Below are 24,240 nucleotides of genomic sequence, written 5' to 3'. Positions count from 1 at the left end.
GCTCCCCGCACGTCCGGTGCCGGGAGCCGGGGGCGGACCTCTCTCGTCGGCGCCGACGGGGACCACCGACGTCGTGACAGGTGCGACGGGTGCGGCGGACGTGGCAGGCGGCGGCGCACGCGCCACCGCCGGTCCCGGCACCGGCCACGGCCCCGGCGACCCCGGGGGCGAGGACGCGCCCGGACCCGCGGACGACGGCCCCGTGGACGGGGGCGCCGCGGACGACGCCCTTCCGGACGACGGCCCCCCGCGTGACGTAGACCTCGGCGCGCCCGGAACCGTAGGCACCCGTGGGTCGCATGGCGTAGCCGGGATGCCCGGGGACGCCGACGCGCGTCACCGCGGCGCCGGTGCGGTGCCCGCCCGTGTCGACGACCCGCCCCACACACCGGACGACGTCATCTGGCAGAGCAGCCCGCCCGGGTCCATCTACGACTACATCAAGGTGGCCTCCTTCTCGATCGGCCCGGACGGCCTGGTCGACCAGTGGAGCGCCCGCGCCGAGCGGCTGTTCGGCGTGGCCGCGCGGGACGCCGTGGGCAAGGACCCCATTGACGCGTTCATCGCGCCCGAGCTGCGGCCCGCGGGGCGGCGCAAGATGGCCGAGATCCTCGACGGGCGGGAGTGGACGGGGTCCGTCCCGTTCCGGGTGCCGGAGTCCGGGGTCCGGGCGCCGGAGTCCGGGACGGGAACTCCGGACAGCGGTCCGGGCGTCGCGGGTGCCGGAGCCGCCGCGCGCGGGTCTGCCGGGGCCGCCGCGGGCGCCGCCGGGATCGAGGGCATCGCCGAGGTCTATGTGATGCCCGCCAGGACGCCCGAGGGCGAGCGGTCCGCCGTCTGCATCGTCGTCGACGTCCGCGCGCTGCGCCGGATCGAGACCGACCTCGCCGCCTCGCAGGCCATTTTCGGTCAATCTCCTTTCGGCTTCCTGTTGTTCGGTACCGACCTCAAGGTGCAGCGCGCCAACCGCCGCTTCGCCGCCGTCTTCGGCGGCGTCGTCGACGACCACCGCGGCCGCACCGTTTACGACTATCTGCCCCGCCACGAGGCCGACCGCATGCAGGACGCGATGCGCCGCTGCCTGGAGACCGGCGAGGCCGTCACGGACATGCAGATCGTCGGCCCGGCCCCGGGCAGCAACGAACGCCGCCACTGGTCGATCAACCTCTACCGCGTGCACAGCGGTTCGGGCCGCCCCATCGGCGTCGCGGGCCTCGGCAACGACGTCACCAACCGCCACGCCGCCGCCCGCGAGGCCGCCCACGCCCGCCGCAACCTCGCCCTCCTCAACGAGGCCGGCGCCCGCATCGGCAACTCCCTCGACCTGGAGACCACCGCACGCGAGCTCCTCGACGTCGCCGTCCCCGGCTTCTGCGACCTCGCCTCCGTCGACCTCTACCAAGGCCTCCTGGACGGCGACGAGGCCGCCCACATCCGCCAGAGCCTCGCCGAGGGCAGCGCCGAACTGCGCCGGGTCGCCTTCGCGAGCGCCGTCGCCGACGCGCCCTTCCCCGACGGCACCGGCCCCGTCGACGTCGGCTCCGTGCACCGCTTCGCCTTCACCTCGCCCTGCGCGGAGGCCCTGCGCACGGCCCGGCCCCGGCTGGTCGCCGCCGACGACGACTGCGGGCCCGCCCGCCGCCTCACCAGCGGACTCATCCAGTCCACGCTCGCCGTGCCGATGGTCGCGCACGACACCGTCGTCGGCCTCGCCCAGTTCTCCCGTACGAAGGGCAGCGAACCCTTCGGCGAACGCGACCGGGCCCTCGCCGTCGAGCTCGCCGCGCGCGCCGCCGTCTGCATCGACAACGCCCGCCTCTACCGCCGCGAGCACGAGCGCGCCCTGATACTGCAACGGTCCCTGCTCCCGCCCGGCGACCCGGAGGCCGCCGGGCTCGACATCGCCTGCCGCTATCTGCCCGGCAACGCCGCCACCGAGGTCGGCGGCGACTGGTTCGACGTCATCGAACTGCCCGGCCACCGCACCGCCCTGGTCGTCGGCGACGTCATGGGCCGCGGCCTGCGCGCCGCCGTCGCCATGGGCGAACTGCGCTCCGCCGTGCGCACCCTCGCGCTGCTCGACCTGGAGCCCGCCGAGGTCCTCTCCGCGCTCGACGAGATCGCCCGCGGCCTCGGCAACCCGCCGGGCCCGCAGCACCCCCGCCGCGCCGGCACCGCCAGGGGCCGCGGCCGCGACACCGACGACCTCGCCGAGGTCTACCTCGCGACCTGCGTGTACGCGGTGTACGACGCCGTCACCCGCCGCGTCACCTTCGCCAACGCGGGCCATCTGCCGCCCGTCCTCGTCGAACCCGGCGAGTCCGCGCTCATGCTCGACGTCCCCCCGGGCATGCCGCTTGGCGTCGGCGGCGAACCCTTCGAGGAGGTCGACGTCGACCTGCCCGAGGGCGCGCTCCTCGCCCTCTACACGGACGGCCTCGTCGAGTCCCGCGACCACTCCCTGGACGAGGGCCTGAACGCCTTCGTGGGCGCGCTCACCGACCCCGCGCAGGCCCTTGAGGACATCTGCGACCACGTCCTGAGCACCCTCGACACCCACCACGGCGAGGACGACATCGCGCTGCTCATGGCGCGGGTGCAGGGCCTGCCCGCCGAGCACGTCGGCGACTGGACGCTGCCGCGCGAACCGCAGTCCGTGGGCCGCGCCCGCGAACTGGCCTGCGAGCGGCTGCGCGCGTGGGACCTCGAAGCGCTCGTCGACACCGCCGAACTCCTGGTCAGCGAACTGGTCACGAACGCCCTGCGGTACGGCCAGGGCGAGATCCGGCTGCGGCTCCTGCTCGACCGCACCCTGGTCTGCGAGGTGTGGGACGCGGGGCTCGTCCAGCCGCGCCGCCGCCGCGCCCGCGACACCGACGAGGGCGGACGCGGACTGCAGCTCGTCGGCCTGCTGAGCGCGGCCTGGGGCTCACGTCGGACACCGCGCGGCAAGACGGTCTGGTTCGAACTCGCGCTGCCGGACGGGGACTCGGAGCCGATGGACGCGGCGGAGGCGCTGATGAGTCTGTTCTGAGGGCGGTCGGGCCGGGCGTGCGCGCTGTCCGGGAGCTCGCGGTCCGTGTGCGCGCTGCCCGCGTACGCCCTGGGTGTGCCCGCCCTCCGTACAGCCGTGCCCTCACGTTGTCGCCTTGAGCGCGGCCAGCCGTGCCTCCACCTCCGCCGTGTCGCTCAGGCTGTCCAGCTGCTCGAACTGCGCGTCCAGCGAGGAGGCGGCCAGCTCCTGCTTGCCGAGGGCCCGCGCCTCCTCGCGCCGCACCTTCTCCTCGAACCGGCTCAGCTCGCTCGTCGGATCGAGGACGTCGACGCTCCGGGCCGCGTCCAGCATCTGGTTCTGCGCCTGCGCGGACTTGGCGCGGGCCACCAACTGGTCCCGCTTCGACTGCAGTTCCGTCAGCTTGATCTTCATTGAGTCCAGGCCGTCCTTGAGCTTGCCGACCACCTCGGACTGCGCGGCGATCGTCGGCTCGGCGTCCTTCGCCTCCTGCTCCGACCGCAGTTGCCGCCCGAGCGCCACCTTGGCGAGCGAGTCGAACCGGTCGGCCTCCGCGGCGTTCCCGGACATCCGCAGCGCGTCCGCCTTCTTGCTGGCCGCGAGCGCCTTGCCGCCCCACTCGCCGGCGGCCGCCACGTCTTCCTTGTGGTCCTGCTCCAGCAGCCGCAGGTTCCCGATCGTGGTCGCGACGGCCTGCTCGGCCTCCCGGATGTTCTCCGAGTAGTCGCGGATGAGCTGGTCCAGCATCTTCTGCGGGTCCTCGGCCTGGTCGAGGAGGGCGTTGATGTTGGCCTTCGCCAACTGCGCCACACGCCCGAGGATCGTCTGCTTGGCCATGAGGGCTGTCTCCTTGCGTACGAGGTGTGTCTACGCGTACGGGGTGTGTCCACGGGGTGCGCGTACGAGGGTCAGAACCGTCCGCCCCCGCCCCTGCGGCCCCGGGTCCCGCCCCCGCCGAAGCTCCCGGGCCCGGGCCCGCCGCCCCCGCCGAAGCCGCCCCCACCCGACCCGCCCAAACCCCCGCGTCCCATCCCGCCGAGGATCTGCCCGAGGACGATCCCGCCGAGGACGGCACCGCCCGTCCCGCCTCGGCCACCGCCCCCGCCGCCGTACGGATTGCCGTAGGCCCGGACGTCCCGCTCGGCGAGGGCCTGGGCCTCGCGGGCGAGGGCGTCGGCGCGCCGGGCCTCGTCGAGCGCGGCCGAGGGCTGCGTGCCACCGCCGCCACCGCTCCCGGCCGCGGTCGCCGTGGTGGCCGCACCCGACAGCCCCTCCGCCCGCTCCACATGCCGCTGCGCCTCCGCCAGCCGCGTCCGCGCGGCGCTGCCCACCGCACCCCGGTGCGTCGTGACGTAGTCCGCGGCGGCGGCGACCGCGCTGCGGGCGGTGAGGAGGGCCTGGCCGAGGAGGGAGCGGGCGCGGGTGTCGGCGTCCTCGCGGGTGCGGGCGCCGGACAGGGCGGCGTCGAGGGCGGCGTCCGCCTCCTCCACGCGGCGCAGGGCGTCGATCGGGTCGTACGGTCCGGAGGCGAGGGCCCGCCGCACCTCGCCGATGACGGCCTCCACCCGGGCCACGCGCCCGCGCAGGTCGGCGTCGGGCGCGTCGCCGGTGCCCGTGAGCCGACCGTGTGCCTCGGCGAGGTCGGCGTCCGCCTCGCTCAGCGCGCCCGGCAACCGGCCCGCCGCTGCGGCGAGTTCACCGGCGCGGCGCTCCACGGCCGTGAGGAACGTGGCGGCCTGGTCGACGGCGCCCTCGGCCGCGCGCAGGTGGACGGCGGCCGTGCCGTTGTCGGCGCCGTCGACGGCCGTGCGGGCCTGGTGGAGTTGGGCGGTGGCGAACGTGAGCCGGTCCTTGGCCTGCTCGACGTTGCCGAGGACGGCCTCGCTCGCGCCGGGGGCGTAGCTCGCGCGCAGTACCTTGAGGGTGCTCTCGGCGTCCAGGGTGCGGGCGCTGACCTGCTGGAACACCGTCTCGGCGTGGTCGAGGGCGGCGGGTGCGCCGCGTTCCAGGGCGCGGAGCTGGTCGAAGGCGGCGGCCTCGGCGTCCAGGCGGCGGCCCGCCTCGGTGCAGCGGGCGACGATCTCGTCGAGCATGCGGCGCCGGGTCGCGTCGTCCTCGGGATGCGCGTCGTCGAGCTGCTGGCGCAGCCGGAAGGCCGCCGTCAGCTCGTCGCGCGCGGCGGCCAGGGCATCGGTGAAGGGCCGCGCGGCCTCCTCGCCGAACTGGGCGGTGGCGAAGCCGAGTTCCTCGGTGCTGGTGCGCACCGCGTCGTCGGTCCCGACGAGCAGGGCCCTGGCGCGCGCGTCCAGCTCGGGCAGCGGCACGGGCCCGGCGCCGGCGGGCCGCCCGGGTGTCGTACGGGAGGTGAAGCGCCGCCGTCGACGCCGGTACGCGACCACGGCGAAGCCGCCCGCCGCGCAGGCCGCGACCACCGGCAGCACCAGATCACCCGCCACCCCGTCGTCGGCGGCGCCCGTGCCGCCCCCGCCCGGGTCGGCCGCGCCCGGTGTGATCGTCGGCGTCGGCACCCGCTGCCCGTCGAGCACCGCCGCGTACCCGTTCGCGGCGCCGACGGCGGCACCCGCCCAGTCGTGGCGCCGCAGGGCGGGCTCGACGGCGGTGCGGGCGACGTCCCGGAGCTGGTCGTCGGTGAGCCGGGACGCGGTGTCGACGGAGTAGGCGTACTGCCGGTCGTGGGTGGCGACGGCGAGCAGCACGTCGTCGGTGCCGAGGCCGTTGCGGTCGGCGGTGGCGTCGGCCCAGCCCTGCGCGGACCTGCCGGAGAAGTCGCGTACGTACACGACGAAGAGCTGGACCCGCTGCTCCTCGTAGAGCCGGTCGAGGGCGGTGGCCACGGCCTCGCGGCGGTCGCCGAGCGCGTCGGTGCGGTCGGTGATCTGGCCGTCGCGGTCGAGGGGGACCGGGTCGGCGGCGGGCGCGCGGGGAGCGGCGGGCGCAGGGGGCGCGGGCGGCGCGTGGGGAGCGGCGGGCAGCGCGGACGCCGCGCTCGCCGCGGGTGCCGACAGCGGGAGCCAGCACCAGAGCAGCAGCGCGGCGGCCGCCGCCCGCGCGGCTATGTGCGACGGGGCGCGGGAGGACGGCGTCACATCTGGCAGCGTATGACCGCCTTTGAGGTCACGCGACCGGGGCGGGGCGGCACCCCCGTCGCCGCCCCGCCCCGGTCGCCCCCCGACCCCGGCCCCCCCTAAGGCCGCACGAACCGGACCTCGGGGAAGCGCGGCGAAGGCCCGTCCAGGAGGTGGTCGTTGCGGCCGCCGAGCCAGCGGTCGAAGAACGAGGCCACGTACGCGCGCTGGGCGGCCGTGGCGCGCGCCGGGTCGACGGTGCCGATGTTCTCCTTGACGACGTCGCGCCCCACCCCGGCCTGCGGCAGGACCGACGCCAGGTCGGTGTACGCCTGGTGCCTGGCGCCGCGCAGGTTCAGATCCCGCTTCCAGCCCGTGCTGTGCTTCCAGAAGGAGCCCCAGGACGGCTCGGTGGTGTGGTCGCTGCCGTCCCGCCCCATCAGCAGGAACGGCCGGTCGAGGCCGTGCCGGGCGACGGGCGTGAGGTGGGTGCCGACAGGCTCCGAGTTGTGCTCCAGGGTGCCGTCCAGATTGACGCCCGCCTTCACCCGCTTGTCCTCGTACATGGTCTGGGCGGCGGCCATCCCGCCCCCGGACTGCCCGAACATGCCGATGCGCCGGGAGTCGATCGCCTCGCCGACGCCGTGGGGCAGCGACTTCAGCCGGTCGAGGACGAACTTGTCGTCGGCGACGCGGGCGTCCATCACCTTCTTCATGAGAGGCCTCAGGTTCCCCCCGTTCTGCTCCGCCTGCGCGAGCGCGTCCAGCAGGGGCGTGTCGTCCTTCACGGAGCCGTCGGGGAACTCGACGCCCGGGGACTCGTAGGTGTGGTCGACGGTCACCACGACATAGCCGCGGCTCGCCATCTCCTCGGCGAGGGAGGTACCCCAGGTGCGGGGGTCGCCCGCGCCCGCGCTGTACACGAGGACGGGCAGCCGCTTGCCGCCCGCGGCCTTCAGGGGCGCCCCCTGCCGGGCATGGGTCCGCATGCCCGCCCAGTCGACCGCGCCCTTCGGGACCCCGTGCCGCACGCCGGCGTTCCAGCGCGCGGCGGCGCCCTTCGCCATGTACGGGGCGACGGGGTGCCCGCCGGACGCCCGCGCCGGGTACCAGACGCTCACCATCAGCTCCCGGTACGGCTGCGAGCCGACCCACGGGTCGTGCCGGGACCTGTCGACGAGGCGGGTGGAGTACGTACCGATGGCGTGCGGTCCCGTCGGCGCGGGCAGAGTGGCGCGCACGCCGTCCCGTGGGCCCGGCGCCCCCGCCGGTTCCTGCGCGGAGACCGGCGCCGCGGCCCCGGCGGCCAGCACGGTCGCGACCGCGAGGCCGAGGGCGAGCGCACCCCTCCGGGCGGGCGGGGAAGGGCGGGTCGAACGGGAGGTCTGACGATCGCTGAGGTCCATGCCTCCATGCTGACCTGGCCGAACGCCCGCCACCATGGAGGCAATCCCGAGAATCCGGGGTGGGGGATTACCCCCACCTCCGGGCCCTGGCTACGTCATGTCGTCGGCCGCCGCCGGATCTTGTTGCCCAGCCAGACCAGCGGATCGTACTTGCGGTCGACGGCCCGCTCCTTCAACGGGATCAGCGCGTTGTCGGTGATGTGGATGCCCTCGGGGCACACCTCCGTGCAGCACTTGGTGATGTTGCAGTAGCCGAGGCCGTGCTCCTCCTGGGCGGTGGCCTTGCGGTCGAGGCCGGTGGCGGCGGCCGCGTCCAGGGGGTGCATGTCGAGCTCGGCGACGCGCATGAGGAAGCGGGGCCCGGCGAAGGCCGTCTTGTTCTCCTCGTGGTCGCGCACCACGTGGCAGGTGTCCTGGCACAGGAAGCACTCGATGCACTTGCGGAACTCCTGGGAGCGGTCCACGTCCTCCTGCATCATGCGGTACTCGCCGGGGGCCAGCTCCGCGGGCGGTACGAACGCGGGCACCTCCCGGGCCTTCGTGTAGTTGAAGCCCACGTCCGTCACCAGGTCCCGCACCACCGGGAAGGCCCGCAGCGGCGTCACCGTGATGACCTCGTCGCGGCCGAACACCGACATCCGGGTCATGCACAGCAGCCGTGGGCGGCCGTTGATCTCCGCGGAGCACGAACCGCACTTGCCCGCCTTGCAGTTCCACCGCACGGCCAGGTCGGGGGCCTGGGTGGCCTGCAGCCGGTGGATGATGTCGAGCACCACCTCGCCGTCGTTGACCTGGACGGTGAAGTCCTTCAGGCCACCGCCGTCGACGTCGCCGCGCCAGACCCGGAAGCGCGCGTCGTACGCCCCCGAATCCCCGCCCGCGTCCCCGTCGGCGGCGCTGGAACCCGTGCCGGAAGTCGTCCTCGTACTCACTCGTGGAGCTCCTCTTCGGCGAGGTACTTGACCAGCTCCTCCTTGTCGAAGAGGGCGAGCAGGTCGGGGCGGATGGGGTCGGTCGTGACCCGGGTGAGGTCGATCTGGCCGCGGGCCGGGTCGCTCAGCGCGAGGGCGCCCGTGGGGTCGGCGAGGGCGCACAGCAGGTTCACGCGGCGCCAGTCGCGGTCCATGCCGGGGTGGTCCTCGCGGGTGTGCCCGCCGCGGCTCTCGGTGCGCTCCAGGGCGGCGCGCGCCACGCACTCGCTGACCAGGAGCATGTTGCGCAGGTCGAGCGACAGGTGCCAGCCCGGGTTGAACTGGCGGTGCCCCTCGACCCCGGCCCTGCGGGCGCGCTGGCGCAGCTCGGCCAGCTTCTCCAGGGCCTGCGCCATCTCGCCCTCGCGGCGGATGATGCCGACCAGGTCGTTCATCGTCTGCTGGAGTTCCTGGTGCAGGGTGTACGGGTTCTCGGGCGCCGTCCCGGCCTCGGGGCCCTCGGCGCTGAACGGCCGCAGGGCCTCGGCGGCCGCCGCGTCCACCTGGGCGTTGTCCACGACCGGGGCGGTGGTCAGGGCGTCCGCGTAGCGCGCCGCGTAGAGCCCGGCGCGGCGCCCGAACACCAGCAGGTCGGAGAGCGAGTTGCCGCCGAGCCGGTTCGAGCCGTGCATGCCGCCCGCGACCTCACCGGCCGCGAACAGACCCGGCACGCCGCGCGCCGCCGCCGTGTCCGACTCGACGGCGATGCCGCCCATCACGTAGTGGCAGGTCGGCCCGACCTCCATCGCCTCGGCGGTGATGTCGACGTCCGCCAGCTCCTTGAACTGGTGGTACATCGACGGCAGTCGGCGCCGGATGACCTCGGCGGGCATCCGCGTCGACACGTCCAGGAACACCCCGCCGTGCGGCGAGCCGCGGCCCGCCTTCACCTCGGAGTTGATGGCGCGGGCCACCTCGTCGCGGGGGAGCAGCTCGGGCGGGCGGCGGTTGCGGTCCGGGTCGTCGTACCAGCGGTCGCCCTCCGCCTCCGACTCGGCGTACTTCTCCTTGAAGACGTCCGGGATGTAGTCGAACATGAAGCGCTTGCCCTCGGAATTGCGCAGTACGCCACCGTCGCCGCGCACGGACTCGGTGACGAGAATGCCCTTCACCGACGGCGGCCAGACCATTCCGGTCGGATGGAACTGCACGAACTCCATGTTCAGGAGCGGCGCCCCGGCGAGCAGCGCGAGCGCGTGCCCGTCACCGGTGTACTCCCACGAATTCGACGTCACCTTGAAGGACTTGCCGATGCCGCCGGTGGCGAGGACCACGCTCGGCGCCTCGATGACGAAGAAGCGCCCGCTCTCGCGCTCGTAGCAGAAGGCGCCCGAAACCCGGTCGCCGTCCTTCAGCACACGTGTGACCGTGCACTCCTGAAAGACCTTCAACCGGGCTTCGTAGTCGCCGAATTCACGCTTGTCCTCCTGCTGCAGCGCGACGATCTTCTGCTGCAGGGTCCGGATGAGCTCAAGGCCCGTCCGGTCGCCCACGTGCGCGAGGCGGGGGTACTCGTGCCCGCCGAAGTTGCGCTGCGAGATGCGGCCGTCCCGCGTGCGGTCGAAGAGCGCGCCCCACGTCTCCAGCTCCCACACCCGGTCGGGGGCCTCGCGGGCGTGCAGCTCCGCCATCCGCCACTGGTTGAGGAACTTGCCGCCGCGCAGGGTGTCGCGGAAGTGCACCTGCCAGTTGTCGCCGGAGTTCACATTGCCCATGGACGCCGCGATGCCGCCCTCGGCCATCACCGTATGGGCCTTGCCGAACAGCGACTTGCAGATCACGGCCGTACGGGCGCCCTGCTCCCGCGCCTCGATGGCGGCCCGCAGACCGGCGCCGCCCGCGCCCACGACGACGACATCCCACTGCTGCCGCTCTACTTGAGACATCTAGAAGAACCTCGGATCGTCGAAAGCGCCGGAAGCGATCAGATACACGTAGAAGTCGGCGAGTGCGACGCTGATCAACGACGCCCAGGCGAGCAGCATGTGACGGCCGTTCAGCCAGCCGACCCAGCGCCACATCCGGTAGCGCACCGGATGCTTGGAGAAGTGCTTGAGCTTGCCGCCGACGATGTGCCGGCAGGAATGGCAGGAGAGCGTGTACGCCCAGATGAGGCTGATGTTCACGACGAAGACGAGGGTGCCGAGTCCGGCGTGCCCCCACTCGTAGTCCTCGTTCCGGAAGGAGAGGACGGTGTCGTACGTGAGAATGCCCGCGACCGGTACCGCCGCGTAGAAGAAGTACCGGTGGATGTTCTGCAGGATCAGCGGGAAACGCGTCTCACCCGTGTACTTCGCGTGCGGTTCCGCCACCGCGCAGGCGGGCGGGGACGCCCAGAAGCCGCGGTAGTAGGCCTTGCGGTAGTAGTAGCAGGTGAGGCGGAAGCCGAGCGGGAAGATCAGGATGAGCAGCGCGGGGGACAGGCCCCACCAGCTCCCGAAGATCTCCCAGTTGGGGCCGTTCTTCATGGGCTCGCAGTTCTCCGCGACGCACGGCGAGTAGAACGGCGAGACGTACGGTGCCGCGTAGTAGTCGGCGTTCGCGAACGCCCGCCACGTCGAGTACACGACGAAGGCGAAGAGTCCGGCGGCGGTCGCGGCGGGCTGGAGCCACCAGCGGTCCGTCCGCAAATGGGCAGCGGAGATCGCGGCGCGCGTGTGGTGCCGTACGCCGCCGGGGCTCGTGCCCTTCTTCAGATGGGGTTCCGTGCCAGTGGCCAACGAGGCTCCACTCCTTCGTCGACGGGGGATGGGGGCCCTGCGGGCGAGGTGCCGGGCGGGTGGGGGTGCCGGGGCGGACGGCCCGCCGGTTCGCTAGGGCGCGTGGCGGTCGCGGGCGCCCAGGCCCTCGTCGTCCGAGTCCGTCCACAGGGAGCGGTCGTACGGCGTGTCCGGGATCGTGACCAGGTCGGGGCGGGGCTTGGGGGGTGCGGATGGGGTCGGTGGCGCGGCGGCGGAGGTGGCGGCCGCGCGCAGCAGGGCGACGCTCTCGCGCAGGTGGTCGGTGTCCATGCGGACGCGGCGGAAGTCGACGCCCGCGAGTTCGGCGCCGGCGCGCCGCTCGACCTGGCCCATCGTGCGGACCAATTCGTCGACGCAGCGCTGAATGGCCGTCAGATCGTCGTGCAGAGCCATGACTTGCCCTCACTTCACGGGTGCGGTGGCAACGCTCATGCGCCTGAGAGTGTCGCGCCTCACATCCCGGATTGGGAACCCATGCGCACGGATTCGGGCGGGGGCGCCTTGAAGGGGACGTTCTCCGGCCGTGGGCCGGGGGCGCTCCCGATCGCGCTCCGCGCGCGTCCTCAATCGCCGGACGGGCTCAAAATCTCCCGCAGGGAACCCCCGGCGCAGGGCTGGAGGCACGTCGAGCCGAGCCGGCCGAGGGCGGACAGCCGCGGCCGCGGGCGCCCGTTGGGCCGCACGGGTGGCATCCCCCGCCCGCCCCGCCGTGTCGGCGCCGCCCCCGGCTGGGCGTCCCCTTCAGTGGATGCCATACGTGTGATCAACTCCATATTCCCCCTGTAGTACCGCCAAACGTGCAAACGCGCACAAACGGCGAAGCCACCACATCCGGCCGCCCCCGCCCCCGTCCCGGCAGGGCGGGCGAGCCCGGGCAACCCCCGGAGGTACCGTCATGCCCCACGACCGCGCCAGGCCGCGACCGGTCCGCCCGGCGGCCACGGCCCGATCCGCCGTGTTCCTCGCCGCCGGAGTCCTCGCCCTGCCCGCCCTCACCGGCTGCGGCTCCGGCGAGGAGTCGGGCGCCCCGACGGCCGGGCAGGACATCGCCCCCGCGGCCCGGGACCTGGTCGCCGACGGCGGCTCGATGAAGTGGGCCGTCGACGCCCTCCCGGAGACCTTCAACTCCTTCCAGTCCGACGCCGACGAGGCCACCACCCGCGTCGCCGCCGCCGTACTCCCGTCGATGTACCGCCTCGACGCCCGCGGCAGACCCCAGCCCAACGCCGACTTCCTGGAGTCCGCGAAGGTCGTCGAGCGCGAGCCCCAGCAGGTCGTGCTCTACAAGCTGAACCAGCAGGCGGTCTGGAGCGACGGCCGCGAGATCGGCGCCGACGACTTCGCCGCCCAGTGGCGCGCCCTCTCCGGCAAGGACAGCGCGTACTGGACCGCCCGCAACGCGGGCTACGACCGCATCGGCAAGATCGAACGCGGCGCCAACAACCTGGAGGTCCGCGTCACCTTCGACAAGCCCTACGCGGACTGGCGCTCCCTGTTCTCCCCGCTGTACCCGAAGGAGGTCATGGGCACCCCCGACTCCTTCAACGACGGCGCCCGCACCAAGCTCAAGGTCACCGCGGGCCCCTTCGCCCTGAAGGACGTCGACCGCGCCGCGGGCGAGCTCACCCTCCGCCGCAGCCCCCGCTGGTGGGGCAGCCCCGCCAAGCTCGACAAGCTGGTCCTGCGCGCCGTACCCCGCGACAAGCGCGCCGCCGCCCTCGCCGACGGCAAGGTCGACCTCGCCGAGATCGACGCCTCGGAAGCCGGTCGCATCGCCCTCGCCCGCCGCGACAAGGGCGCCGGGGGCCCGCTCGCCCACGGCCCCGGCGCCGCCCTCACCCCGGCCGCCGCCCTCCGCTCCTGGGCCCGCGCCCACGGCTCCGACGAGGAGGCCGCGGACACCGAGCAGCAGGCCCGCGAGAAGTCCGCCAAGGCCGTCGAGCGGTACGCCGAGGAGCAGTCCGGCCTGCGCGGCTACCAGGTCCGCAAGTCCCTCGAACCCGCCTACACCCAGCTCGCCCTCAACGGCTCCGAGGGCCCCCTCGCCGACGACCGCGTCCGCCGCGCCGTCGCCCGCGCCCTGAACCGCGACGAACTTGCGGAAACGGTTCTGAAGCCCCTCGGCCTGCCCGCCGAGCCCGTCGGCAGCCACCTCGCCCTCGCCGGTCAGGACGCCTACGCCGACAACAGCGGCGCCCTCGGCGACCAGGACACCGCAGAGGCCTCCGCCCTCCTCGCCGACGCGGGCTGGACCCCCGGCGGCCCGCTCAAGGAGAAGGGCAAGAAGAAGGGGGAGAAGGGCGAGAAGGGAGAGAAGGGCGAGGGGGACGCGGGCTCGGAGGCCGCCGAGGACGACACCGAGTCCGGCTCCGGCTCCGAGTCCGACGACGGCACCTACATCGTCGGCGAGGACGACCAGAAGCCCGGCGACCCCCGCACCGCCCTCCTGGCCCCCGCCCGCGCCGCCGCCTACCAGCAGGCCGTCCTGATGCGGCAGGCCGACGCCCTTATCGCGCGCCGCGAGGCCGACAAGGAGCAGAAGAAGGACCCCGGCGGGCACGCCAAGCAGCACGCGAAGAAGCAGGCCCAGGGCGGCGCCCCGGGTGCGTACGCCCCCAAGGGCACCGCCGCCCCCAAGGCGGCCAAGGGCGCCAAGGGTGCCGGGGCGGGCCCGCTGGCCAAGGACGGCAAGGCGCTCACCCTGCGCTTCGTGCTCCCCTCCGGGACGGGCTCGGAGTCGCTGCGCGGTGTCGCCGACCGGATCTCGCGGATGCTGCAGCGCATCGGGGTCCGTACGGAGATCGCCAAGGTCGCCGACGACAGCTACTTCAAGGACCACATCGCGTCCGGCCAGTACGACCTGGCGCTGTACTCCTGGCCCGCGTCGGCCTTCCCCGCCACCGACGCCCGCCCGATCTTCGCCAAGCCGGTGCCCGCCGCCGACGGCTCCCTGAACGTCGAGCAGAACTACACCCGCGTCGGCACCGACCACATCGACCAGCTCTTCGACCAGGCCGTGAGCGAGCTGGACGAGTCCGAGAACCGCTCCCTGGTGAAGAAGGCCGACGCCCGCATCTGGGCGGCGGCGGGCTCCGTCCCCCTCTACCAGCGCCCCCAGCTGATGGCGGCCCGCACCAACCTCGCCAACGCGGGCGCCTTCGGCTTCGAGACCCCCGTCTACCAGGACATGGGCTTCCTGAAGCCGGGCGCGAAGGCGAGCAGGCAGCCGAAGGCCGAATGAGTCGCTCCGGGAGGTAGCAAGCCCGTCCGGCGACGGCGGACGAGCCGGGCCGGAGGACGCGCTCCCGGGCGGCCCCCGGCCCCCCGGAACCCCTTGTTCCGGGGGCCGCCCAGGAGCCCGACAAGCCGCCCCCGGCGCGGACCCGTAGGATGGGGTAAGGCCGTGGCACGTCTGCCCGGCAGGGCACGCGTACGAAATGGACGTACGCGCCGCCGTCCAAGCCTCCCGGGAGAAGCGCACCTCGCATGCCCACGCGCCACGACATTCGTAACGTCGCCATCGTCGCCCACGTCGACCACGGCAAGACGACCATCGTCGACGCCATGCTCAAGCAGGCGGGCGCCTTTGCCGCGCACGCCGCTGAGTCCCTCGACGACCGCATGATGGACAGCAACGACCTGGAGCGTGAGAAGGGCATCACGATCCTGGCCAAGAACACGGCCGTCAAGTACCACCCCAAGGATGGCGGCGACGTCATCACCATCAACATCATCGACACCCCCGGCCACGCCGACTTCGGCGGCGAGGTCGAGCGCGGTCTGTCGATGGTGGACGCGGTCGTCCTCCTCGTCGACGCCTCCGAGGGCCCGCTGCCGCAGACCCGCTTCGTGCTCCGCAAGGCGCTCCAGCAGCGGCTGCCCGTCATCCTCTGCATCAACAAGACGGACCGTCCGGACTCGCGCATCGACGAGGTCGTGAACGAGACGTACGACCTCTTCCTCGACCTGGACGCCGACGAGGACCAGATCGAGTTCCCGATCGTCTACGCCTGCGGCCGTGACGGCGTGGCCTCGCTGACCAAGCCGGAGGACGGCACCGTCCCGGCCGACAGCACCAACCTGGAGCCGTTCTTCACCACGCTGCTCCAGCACGTCCCGGCGCCGGAGTACGACGAGAGCGCGCCCCTCCAGGCCCACGTCACCAACCTGGACGCCGACAACTTCCTCGGCCGCATCGCGCTGCTCCGCGTCGAGCAGGGCGAGCTGCGCAAGGGCCAGACCGTCGCGTGGATCAAGCGGGACGGCTCGATCGCCAACGTCCGCATCACCGAGCTGATGATGACCGAGGCGCTCACCCGCAAGCCCGCCGAGGTCGCGGGCCCCGGCGACATCTGCGCCGTCGCCGGCATCCCGGACATCATGATCGGCGAGACCCTCGCCGACCCCGAGAACCCGATCGCGCTCCCGCTGATCACGGTCGACGAGCCCGCGATCTCCATGACCATCGGTACGAACACCTCGCCGCTGGTCGGCCGCGGCGGCACCGGCAAGGGCGCGGAGGCCAAGGCGGCCGTCAAGGACCGCAAGGTCACCGCCCGCCAGGTCAAGGACCGCCTGGACCGCGAGCTGATCGGTAACGTCTCGCTCCGCGTCCTGGACACCGCGCGCCCCGACGCCTGGGAGGTGCAGGGCCGCGGCGAGCTGGCGCTCGCGATCCTGGTCGAGCAGATGCGCCGCGAGGGCTTCGAGATGACCATCGGCAAGCCGCAGGTCGTCACCAAGCAGGTCGAGGGCAAGACGTACGAGCCCGTCGAGCGCATGACCATCGACGTGCCCGAGGAGCACATGGGCGCCGTCACGCAGCTCATGGGCGTCCGCAAGGGCCGCATGGACAACATGTCGAACCACGGCTCCGGCTGGGTCCGCCTGGAGTTCGTCGTCCCGTCCCGCGGCCTCATCGGCTTCCGCACGGAGTTCCTGACCCAGACCCGCGGCACGGGCATCGCGCACTCCATCCACGAGGGCCACGAGCCGTGGTTCGGCGAGCTGAAGACCCGTAACAACGGCTCGCTGGTCGCCGACCGCGCCGGTGCCGTCACCGCCTTCGCGATGACGAACCTGCAGGAGCGCGGCGTGCTGTTCACCGACCCCGGCACCGAGGTGTACGAGGGCATGATCGTCGGCGAGAACTCGCGCTCCGACGACATGGACGTGAACATCACCAAGGAGAAGAAGCTCACCAACATGCGCTCCTCCTCCGCCGACTCCTTCGAGGCGATCGTCCCGCCGCGCAAGCTCTCCCTGGAGCAGTCCCTGGAGTTCTGCCGCGACGACGAGTGCGTCGAGGTGACCCCGGAGTCCGTGCGCATCCGCAAGGTCGTCCTGGACCAGAAGGAGCGCGGCCGCACGGCTTCGCGCGCCAAGCACGGCTGAGCCACGCGGGCGTGGCCTAGCCCTCCGAGCTGGGTCGCCACCTGCCGTCTCTCGTCCGCGACTCCGTCGTGGCTGGTCGCGCAGTTCCCCGCGCCCCTTCGGTCGCTGAGGCCGGTTCTCCCGCACAGGTTGTGTGCGGGAGAACCGGCCTCTCACGTTGCGGCGGGCGATACGGTGACGGCGTGACGCGCGTCGACCTCGGGGGCCGTCGACGGGTCGCCTGGCAACCGGTTTTCGCCCGCGATCTGTCCGGTATGCGGACCCACTTGACCGTTAGATGTGTAACACGTCCGTTTCGCAACCATCTATCTGGGATCGGTTTGTCCGGATTTTGGAAGTTGTACGTGTCAGGTGTGATTGAACCGAGACCAAAAGGGTGTGGTCGGGCCGTACCTCATGGCTAATAGTTGACCGCGTATAGCTCGGGTCAATGGGTCACGCGCTGTGGGGAGCGCCGACTCACGAGCACACTGGGGTACTCGATCTTCGCCGGCAGGGGTGTCGGCGCTGCTCCGCGTACCCCCTCTTGTAGTGAACAAGTGGACTCATGAGGAGGAACCCCATGCGTGGTGCCAAGAGCGCCAAGTGGGTCGCCATAGCCGGCGTTGTGGCGCTTACCGCTACTGCCTGTGGTGGCGGCGACGACGACAAGGGCAGCGGCAAGGTCGACCCCAAGGGGATCGTCAGCTACGCCAATGGTGAGCCGCAGAACCTGCTGCAGCCGTCCAACACCATGGAGGCGTACGGCAGCGTCGTCATCGATGCGCTCTTCACCGGGCTTGTTCACTATGACAAGCAGGGCAACATCACGTACGAGAACGCCGAGTCGGTGAAGCCGTCGGAGGGCAACAAGGTCTGGACGGTCAAGCTCAAGCCGGGCTGGAAGTTCCACGACAACACGCCGGTCACGGCCAAGTCGTACGTGGACGCCTGGAACTGGGCCGCCGACCCGGCCAACGGCCAGCAGAACAGCTCGTGGTACCGCGACATCGTGGGCTACGAGGCCGTGCACCCGGCCAAGGGCAAGGCCACCAAGAAGGCGATGTCCGGCCTCAAGGTCGTGGACGAGAACACCTTCACCATCACGCTGAAGACGGGCATCCCGTACTACGCGTACAAGCTGGTCTACAAGCCCTTCTTCCCGCTGCCCGCGGCCGCGCTCAAGGACCCGAAGAAGTACGGCGAGGCGCCGGTCGGCAACGGCCCGTACAAGTTCTCCAAGTGGGACCGCAAGAAGATGATCTCGGTCCGCACCTGGCCCGGCTACAAGGGCGCGGACAAGCCGAAGAACGGCGGCATCGACTTCAAGGCCTACAACAAGGACACCGGCGCCTACGCCGACCTGCGGTCCGACAAGGTCGACACGATGCCGCTCGTCCCGAACAGCGAGATCGCCAACTTCAAGAACGACTTCGGCGACCGCGCGATCGAGATGGACTTCTCGGCCATCAACACGATCAACCCCGCCTTCTACACCAAGCAGTGGAAGGACATCGACGTCAAGGTCATTCAGGGCCTGTCGATGGCCATCGACCGCGACACCATCGCCAAGACGGTGTTCAGCGGCACCCGTGAGTCGGCCACCAGCTGGGTCGCCAAGGGCGTGAAGGGCTACGAGGCCAACACCTGCGGCGAGTACTGCAAGTTCGACGCCAAGAAGGCCAAGCAGCTCATCAAGGACGGCGGCGGCGTCCCGGGCAACAAGATCTCCATCCAGTACAACGCCGACCAGCCGCACAAGGACTGGGTCGTCGCGGTCTGCAACTCCATCACCAAGAGCACCGGCGTGAAGTGCGTCGGCGACCCGGTGACGGACTTCGCGGCCGACACCGAGATCCGTGACCAGAAGAAGGTCAAGTCGATCTACCGCTCCGGCTGGGTGCTCGACTACCCGTTCAACGGCAACTTCCTCGCCGACCTCTACGGCACCGGCGTCGACGGCAACAAGGGCGGCTTCTCGGACAAGAAGTTCGACAAGCTGACCGCGCAGGCCGACAAGGCCAAGACCATCGACGAGTCCGCCAAGCTGTACACGCAGGCCGAGAAGGAACTGCAGAACAGCTTCCCGGGCATCCCGCTCTGGTACAACAAGACGCTCTCCGCGTACTCGAACAACGTGAAGAACGTCGAGTTCGACCAGGCCGGTGACCCGATCCTCTCCGAGGTCCAGGTCTTCGAGAAGTAGCAGTCGCCGGAGTCCCGTTCCCGTAAAGCGACGCCCGGCGACCCCGGGCGTCGCTTGCGGAACGGCTCCGCAATGGACGGAGGCACCACCATGGGGCGCTACGTCGCGAGGCGACTGCTCCAGATGATCCCGGTCTTCATCGGGACAACCCTGCTGATCTTCCTGATGGTCAACGTCCTCCCCGGCGACCCGGTACGGGCGCTGTGGGGAGACAAGCCGCCGGACCCCGCGCAGGTGGCGCAGATCAAGCACGACCGAGGGCTCGATCTGCCGCTGTGGGAGCAGTACCTGCACTACATGAAGGGGCTGCTGCAGGGCGACTTCGGCAAGACCATTGCCGGTAACAGACCCATCATCGACGAGATCAAGCAGGCCTTCCCGGTCTCGGCACGGCTCGCCATCATGGCGTGGACGTTCGAGCTCGTCGTCGGCATCGCCCTGGGCGTGCTGGCAGGTGTGAAGCGCGGCCGCTTCATCGACAACACGGTGACGCTCTTCACGCTGCTCGTGATCTCCGTCCCGATCTTCGTCTTCGGCCTGGCGCTCCAGATGGTCTTCGGCAACGAACTCGGCTGGGTGACACCGACGGTCCAGGACTCCGAGAACTTCGGAGAGCTCATGTTGCCGGCGCTGGTGCTCGGCCTCGTCGGACTCGCCTATGTGGCGCGCCTGACGCGCACGGCCATCGCCGAGAACCGGCAGGCGGACTACATGCGCACCGCGGTCGCCAAGGGCCTGCCGCGCCAGCGCATCATCACCCGGCACCTGCTGCGCAACTCCCTGATCCCGGTGGTCACTTACCTCGGTACGGACATCGGCACCCTGATGGGCGGCGCGGTCATCACCGAGGGCATCTTCAACGTGACCGGTGTCGGCAACCTTCTCTTCGACGCCCTGGGCGATCGCGAGGGCGCCGTCATCGTGGGCATCGTGACCGTCCTGGTGCTCGTGTACCTCCTCGCCAGCCTGATCGTCGACCTGCTCTACGCGGTCCTGGACCCGAGGATTCGTTATGCCTGACGCCACCAAGACCACGGCCGCGGAAGCCGTGGCCGAGACACCGGTCGCCGCCAAGGTCGTCGACGGCGGCGAGGCGAGCGGCAAGCCGCGCAGCCTGTGGGGCGACGCCTGGCGGGATCTGCGGCGTCGGCCGCTGTTCGTGATATCCGCGGCGCTGATCGTGGTCCTCATCCTGGTGGCCGCGTTCCCCGGTCTGTTCACGGACGCCAACCCGGAATCCGGCGATCTCCAGAACCACTTCCTGGAGAAGCCCAACCTCGGCCACTTCTTCCAGGCCGACTGGTTCGGGTACGACCGGCAGGGCCGCAGCATCTACGCCCGCGTCATCTTCGGCGCTCGTAACTCGATCATGGTCGGCCTCGGCGTCACGATCCTGGTGACCGCCTTCGGCGGTCTGGTCGGCATGCTCGCCGGGTACTTCGGCGGCTTCTGGGACAGCCTGCTGTCCCGGATCGTCGACGTGTTCTTCGGCATCCCGTTCCTGCTCGGCGCGATGGTCGTCCTGAACGCCTTCACCGACCGCACCGCGATGGTGATCATCGGCGCGCTGGCGTTCCTGGGCTGGACACAGATCGCCCGCGTCATGCGCGGCGCGGTCATCACGACCAAGCACGCGGACTACGTGATGGCGGCGAAGGCTCTGGGCGCGGGCACCGGGCGGATCCTGTTCCGCCACATCCTGCCCAACGCCCTCGCTCCGGTGATCGTGGTCGCGACCATCTCGCTCGGCACGTACATCGTCGCCGAGTCGACCCTCTCGTTCCTGGGTCTCGGCTTCGGCAACGACTCGTTCTCCTGGGGCAGTGACATCTCCGACGCCCTGAACGACATCCGGAACAACCCGCACACGCTGATCTTCCCCGCCGGGATGCTCAGCATCACCGTGCTGGCGTTCATCATGATGGGTGACGCCGTACGCGAAGCCCTCGACCCGAAGTTGCGCTGAGGGAGGCGTACGTGACGATCACTGATAAAACCGCGGACGTCCCCGCTCCCCGCTCGGGCGAGGAAAAGAGCGGCCGGCTGCTCGACGTGAAGGACCTGCACGTCGAGTTCCACACCCGCGACGGTGTGGTCAAGGCCGTCAACGGCGTCAACTACAGCGTGGACGCGGGTGAGACGCTCGCCGTGCTCGGCGAGTCCGGCTCCGGCAAGTCCGTGACCGCGCAGGCCATCATGGGCATCCTCGACATGCCGCCCGGGAAGATCCCGCAGGGCGAGATCCTCTTCCGCGGCCAGGACATGCTGAAGATGTCCAACGAGGAGCGCAGGAAGATCCGCGGCCGCAAGATCGCGATGATCTTCCAGGACGCGCTGTCGTCCCTGAACCCGGTGCTGAGCGTGGGCTACCAGCTCGGCGAGATGTTCCGGGTACACGACGGCCTGTCCCGCAAGGAGGCCAAGGCCAAGTCCATCGAGCTGATGGACCGGGTGAAGATCCCGGCCGCCAAGGAGCGGGTGAACGACTACCCGCACCAGTTCTCCGGCGGTATGCGCCAGCGCATCATGATCGCGATGGCGCTCGCCCTGGAGCCGGACCTGATCATCGCCGACGAGCCGACCACGGCCCTCGACGTGACGGTCCAGGCCCAGGTCATGGACCTGCTCGCGGAGCTCCAGCGCGAGTACAACATGGGGCTCATCCTCATCACCCACGACCTGGGCGTGGTCGCGGACGTGGCAGACAAGATCGCTGTCATGTACGCGGGCCGGATCGTGGAGACGGCCCCGGTGCACGAGCTCTACAAGCGCCCGGCGCACCCATACACGCGCGGCCTGCTCGACTCGATCCCGCGCCTTGACCAGAAGGGCCACGAGCTCTACGCGATCAAGGGGCTGCCGCCCAACCTCCTGAAGATCCCGTCGGGCTGCGCGTTCAACCCGCGCTGCCCCAAGGCGACGGACATCTGCCGTACGGAGGTCCCGCCGCTGGTTCCGGTGACGGAGCAGGACGGCGCGGAGCTGGTGGGCCGCGGCAGCGCGTGCCACTTCTGGAAGGAGACGATCCATGGCTGAGCTCAAGAAGGGCGCTGAGCCCGAGGGCGCCGAGCCGACGGACGCCACTCCGAACGTGACCGAGGTCGAGACGGTCGACGTGGCGACGCCCGAGGAAGCGGTGGCGGTCATCGAGGCCCCGGCCGAGCGCGGCGAGCCGATCCTCCAGGTCCGCAATCTGGTCAAGCACTTCCCGCTGACGCAGGGCATCATCGTCAAGCGTCAGATCGGTGCGGTGAAGGCGGTCGACGGGATCTCCTTCGACCTCTACCAGGGCGAGACACTGGGCATCGTGGGCGAGTCCGGCTGTGGCAAGTCCACGGTCGCCAAGCTCCTGATGACCCTGGAGCGGGCCACGGCGGGCGAGGTCTTCTACAAGGGCCAGGACATCACCAAGCTGTCCGGCCGCGCCCTGAAGGCGGTCCGCCGGAACATCCAGATGGTGTTCCAGGACCCGTACACGTCGCTCAACCCCCGTATGACGGTGGGCGACATCATCGGGGAGCCCTTCGAGATCCACCCCGAGGTGGCCCCGAAGGGTTCGCGGCGCCAGAAGGTCCAGGACCTCCTGGACGTCGTCGGCCTCAACCCCGAGTACATCAACCGCTACCCGCACCAGTTCTCGGGCGGTCAGCGCCAGCGCATCGGCATCGCGCGCGGCCTGGCGCTCAACCCCGAGATCATCATCTGCGACGAGCCGGTCTCGGCCCTGGACGTGTCCGTCCAGGCCCAGGTCATCAACCTGATGGAGAAGCTCCAGGACGAGTTCAACCTGTCCTACCTCTTCATCGCGCACGACCTGTCGATCGTCCGGCACATCTCGGACCGCGTGGGCGTGATGTACCTCGGCAAGATGGCCGAGATCGGCTCCGACGAGCAGATCTACGACCACCCGACGCACCCGTACACGCAGGCGCTGCTGTCCGCGGTGCCCGTGCCGGACCCGGAGGCGCGCGAGGGCCGCGAGCGCATCATCCTCACCGGCGACGTCCCGTCCCCGGCGAACCCGCCGTCCGGCTGCCGCTTCCGCACCCGCTGCTGGAAGGCGCAGGACAAGTGCGCGGAGGAGGTCCCGCTGCTCGCGATCCCGGAGCGCTTCGCGGGCCAGGACACGCCTGCCGCGCACGAGTCGGCGTGCCACTTCGCGGAGGAGAAGGACGTCGTGCACGCGGCATAGCGTCTTGTTGCCATGAGTTCGCCCCGCAGGACTTGCTGTCCGGCGGGGCGAACTCATGTGTGCGTGGGTCAAGCACGGCTAACCGCTGTCAGCAGGCGTAGTCGTGGGGCGATCAGCGCCCCACTGGTCGGGCACCGCCGACGGCGACGGCCCACGCCTGCGCGTGACGGCCGAGCGGAACGGTAAGTGGGTCTCGGTGGTGGAGGTGGTGGCCGACCCGGAGGACGGTTGGCCGGGATCTGGGCCTGCCCCTGTCCCTGTCCGCTCAGTCGTCGAGCCGCTCTGCGCCGCGACCTCGTAGACGCGGTCGAGGGCGTGCGGGGTCCTGTCGAATTCCTCGTCGGTCAGCGCGACGCCCATCCGCTCGCGCAGCACCTTGCGCGCCTCGGCCACGCGGGCCCGGGACTGCGCGGTGGTCAGTTGCTCGGCCGCGAGGGCGGCCACCAAGGCTTCTGTCGTCGTGCCGCGTTCCTTGGCGACGGCGGCGAGGTGATCGCGGTCCTCGGGCACCTTGATCGTGGAGTCGTCCATGCTGTCGACGCTACGCCGCTGGTGCACCACTCGTGCCCGGCATCTGTCTAAAGGCAATCGAAGGGTGGGATCACGCGTGTGATCGCGACCAGGCGGAGACGCGGCACCGGAAGGGCGTAGAACCACCCATCGGTGAGGAGCGGGATGCGTCGTACGCCACCAGGGACTCCGCGTCGCGGTCCCTCACCGATGTCCGTGACATCGACGCCCACCTCGGCCAGAGCGACCATCTCACCTGCGAGGCGCTCGACCTCGTCGATGATGTGCTGCGGAAACCCGGCTACTACGTGTTCGGCGTCCGGGTCGTACTCCCAGCGCCATTCGTCGGCGTCACTCACCCGGGCCCTCGCTCCGCTCGATTCCCGCCTCGGCGCACGAGACATCGAGGATGGAGCCGATCTCGGCCGCGATGGCGCGGGCTTCGTCCACGCTCTCGGTGGTGGCGGCCCGTGCCTCCAAGGCGCGCAGACGGGCCGCCCGCTCGGGGTGACGCTCCACCGCCACATACACCGCCCACTGGCCGACGAAGCGTCTCATCGGCGCCGCGCTGACCTGCTCGCGGGCGAGGCGCAGTGCGTCGGCCCGCTCGGCGTCGAACGTGGGCAGCGCGTCGGGGGCGAGCCGAGCGAGGGCAGCCCGCAGGTCCTCCGGTGTGCTTGCCGGTTGCGGGCTGACGAGGTCGTCGGAACCGGAGTGCGGTGCGGTGCTCATGTGCTGGCTC

The 24,240-nt window shown here is 71.2% G+C and carries 18 protein-coding genes; 8 read left to right on the top strand and 10 right to left on the bottom strand.

Annotated features, from left to right (window positions below; genetic code table 11):
- Positions 1-313: 313 nt before the first annotated feature.
- Complete coding sequence (locus IE274_RS06180) at positions 314-3,034, top strand: SpoIIE family protein phosphatase (RefSeq protein ID WP_229909310.1); 2,721 nt, start codon at positions 314-316, stop codon at positions 3,032-3,034.
- A 102-nt stretch (positions 3,035-3,136) separates the two neighbouring features.
- Here the strand turns inward: IE274_RS06180 and IE274_RS06175 are convergent, their stop codons facing one another.
- The 7 genes from IE274_RS06175 to IE274_RS06145 form a co-directional block, all read right to left on the bottom strand.
- Entirely contained in the window at positions 3,137-3,850 is a 714-nt protein-coding gene (locus IE274_RS06175) for a PspA/IM30 family protein (protein WP_190114537.1), read from the bottom strand.
- Between the two features lie 71 nt (positions 3,851-3,921).
- A complete protein-coding gene (locus IE274_RS06170; protein WP_190114752.1) occupies positions 3,922-6,006 on the bottom strand; it encodes a TPM domain-containing protein in 2,085 nt (694 codons plus the stop codon).
- Between the two features lie 212 nt (positions 6,007-6,218).
- Positions 6,219-7,505 (bottom strand): alpha/beta hydrolase family protein, encoded by a 1,287-nt coding sequence (locus tag IE274_RS06165; protein WP_190114536.1) that lies wholly within the window; start codon positions 7,503-7,505, stop codon positions 6,219-6,221.
- A 95-nt stretch (positions 7,506-7,600) separates the two neighbouring features.
- On the bottom strand, positions 7,601-8,437 hold the full coding sequence (locus tag IE274_RS06160; RefSeq protein ID WP_190114535.1) for a succinate dehydrogenase/fumarate reductase iron-sulfur subunit: 837 nt from the start codon (positions 8,435-8,437) through the stop codon (positions 7,601-7,603).
- Positions 8,434-10,362 (bottom strand): fumarate reductase/succinate dehydrogenase flavoprotein subunit, encoded by a 1,929-nt coding sequence (locus tag IE274_RS06155; protein ID WP_190114534.1) that lies wholly within the window; start codon positions 10,360-10,362, stop codon positions 8,434-8,436. The genes IE274_RS06160 and IE274_RS06155 overlap by 4 nt, the downstream gene beginning before the upstream one ends.
- A complete protein-coding gene (gene sdhC, locus IE274_RS06150) occupies positions 10,363-11,196 on the bottom strand; it encodes a succinate dehydrogenase subunit SdhC (RefSeq protein WP_190114533.1) in 834 nt (277 codons plus the stop codon).
- 93 nt (positions 11,197-11,289) lie between these two features.
- A complete protein-coding gene (locus tag IE274_RS06145) occupies positions 11,290-11,610 on the bottom strand; it encodes an Rv0250c family protein (RefSeq protein ID WP_190114532.1) in 321 nt (106 codons plus the stop codon).
- A gap of 502 nt (positions 11,611-12,112) precedes the next feature.
- On the opposite strand from IE274_RS06145, the gene IE274_RS06140 reads away from it, so the two are divergent.
- From IE274_RS06140 to IE274_RS06110, 7 genes are all read left to right on the top strand, one after another.
- On the top strand, positions 12,113-14,458 hold the full coding sequence (locus tag IE274_RS06140) for an ABC transporter family substrate-binding protein (protein ID WP_190114531.1): 2,346 nt from the start codon (positions 12,113-12,115) through the stop codon (positions 14,456-14,458).
- Positions 14,459-14,703: 245 nt separating this feature from the next.
- Positions 14,704-16,611: a translational GTPase TypA gene (gene typA / locus IE274_RS06135; protein ID WP_190114530.1), complete on the top strand. Its 1,908-nt coding sequence runs from the start codon at positions 14,704-14,706 to the stop codon at positions 16,609-16,611.
- A gap of 562 nt (positions 16,612-17,173) precedes the next feature.
- Positions 17,174-18,796 (top strand): peptide ABC transporter substrate-binding protein, encoded by a 1,623-nt coding sequence (locus IE274_RS06130; protein ID WP_190114529.1) that lies wholly within the window; start codon positions 17,174-17,176, stop codon positions 18,794-18,796.
- Positions 18,797-18,886: 90 nt separating this feature from the next.
- Complete coding sequence (locus IE274_RS06125; RefSeq protein ID WP_190114528.1) at positions 18,887-19,816, top strand: ABC transporter permease; 930 nt, start codon at positions 18,887-18,889, stop codon at positions 19,814-19,816.
- Complete coding sequence (locus tag IE274_RS06120; protein ID WP_190114527.1) at positions 19,809-20,762, top strand: ABC transporter permease; 954 nt, start codon at positions 19,809-19,811, stop codon at positions 20,760-20,762. The genes IE274_RS06125 and IE274_RS06120 overlap by 8 nt, the downstream gene beginning before the upstream one ends.
- 11 nt (positions 20,763-20,773) lie before the next feature.
- Positions 20,774-21,832, top strand: coding sequence for an ABC transporter ATP-binding protein (locus tag IE274_RS06115; RefSeq protein WP_190114526.1), 1,059 nt, complete (start codon positions 20,774-20,776; stop codon positions 21,830-21,832).
- Complete coding sequence (locus tag IE274_RS06110; RefSeq protein ID WP_190114525.1) at positions 21,825-22,988, top strand: ABC transporter ATP-binding protein; 1,164 nt, start codon at positions 21,825-21,827, stop codon at positions 22,986-22,988. Before IE274_RS06115 ends, IE274_RS06110 begins: the two co-directional genes overlap by 8 nt.
- Positions 22,989-23,066: 78 nt before the next feature.
- On the opposite strand, the gene IE274_RS06105 is transcribed toward IE274_RS06110, so the two are convergent.
- Genes IE274_RS06105 through IE274_RS06095 form a run of 3 tightly spaced genes read right to left on the bottom strand, consistent with a single transcriptional unit; the run spans position 23,067 to position 24,230 of the window.
- Positions 23,067-23,519 carry a hypothetical protein gene (locus IE274_RS06105; protein WP_190114524.1) on the bottom strand — a complete coding sequence of 151 codons (453 nt, stop codon included), beginning with the start codon at positions 23,517-23,519 and terminating at the stop codon, positions 23,067-23,069.
- Between the two features lie 47 nt (positions 23,520-23,566).
- Complete coding sequence (locus IE274_RS06100; protein ID WP_229909253.1) at positions 23,567-23,857, bottom strand: hypothetical protein; 291 nt, start codon at positions 23,855-23,857, stop codon at positions 23,567-23,569.
- Positions 23,850-24,230 carry a DUF6247 family protein gene (locus IE274_RS06095; RefSeq protein WP_190114522.1) on the bottom strand — a complete coding sequence of 127 codons (381 nt, stop codon included), beginning with the start codon at positions 24,228-24,230 and terminating at the stop codon, positions 23,850-23,852. The genes IE274_RS06100 and IE274_RS06095 overlap by 8 nt, the downstream gene beginning before the upstream one ends.
- Positions 24,231-24,240 lie beyond the last annotated feature (10 nt).

Source organism: Streptomyces flavofungini, assembly GCF_014650815.1.
GTDB classification, from domain to species: Bacteria; Actinomycetota; Actinomycetes; order Streptomycetales; family Streptomycetaceae; genus Streptomyces; species Streptomyces flavofungini.
This window is presented reverse-complemented; position numbering and strand designations above follow the sequence as displayed.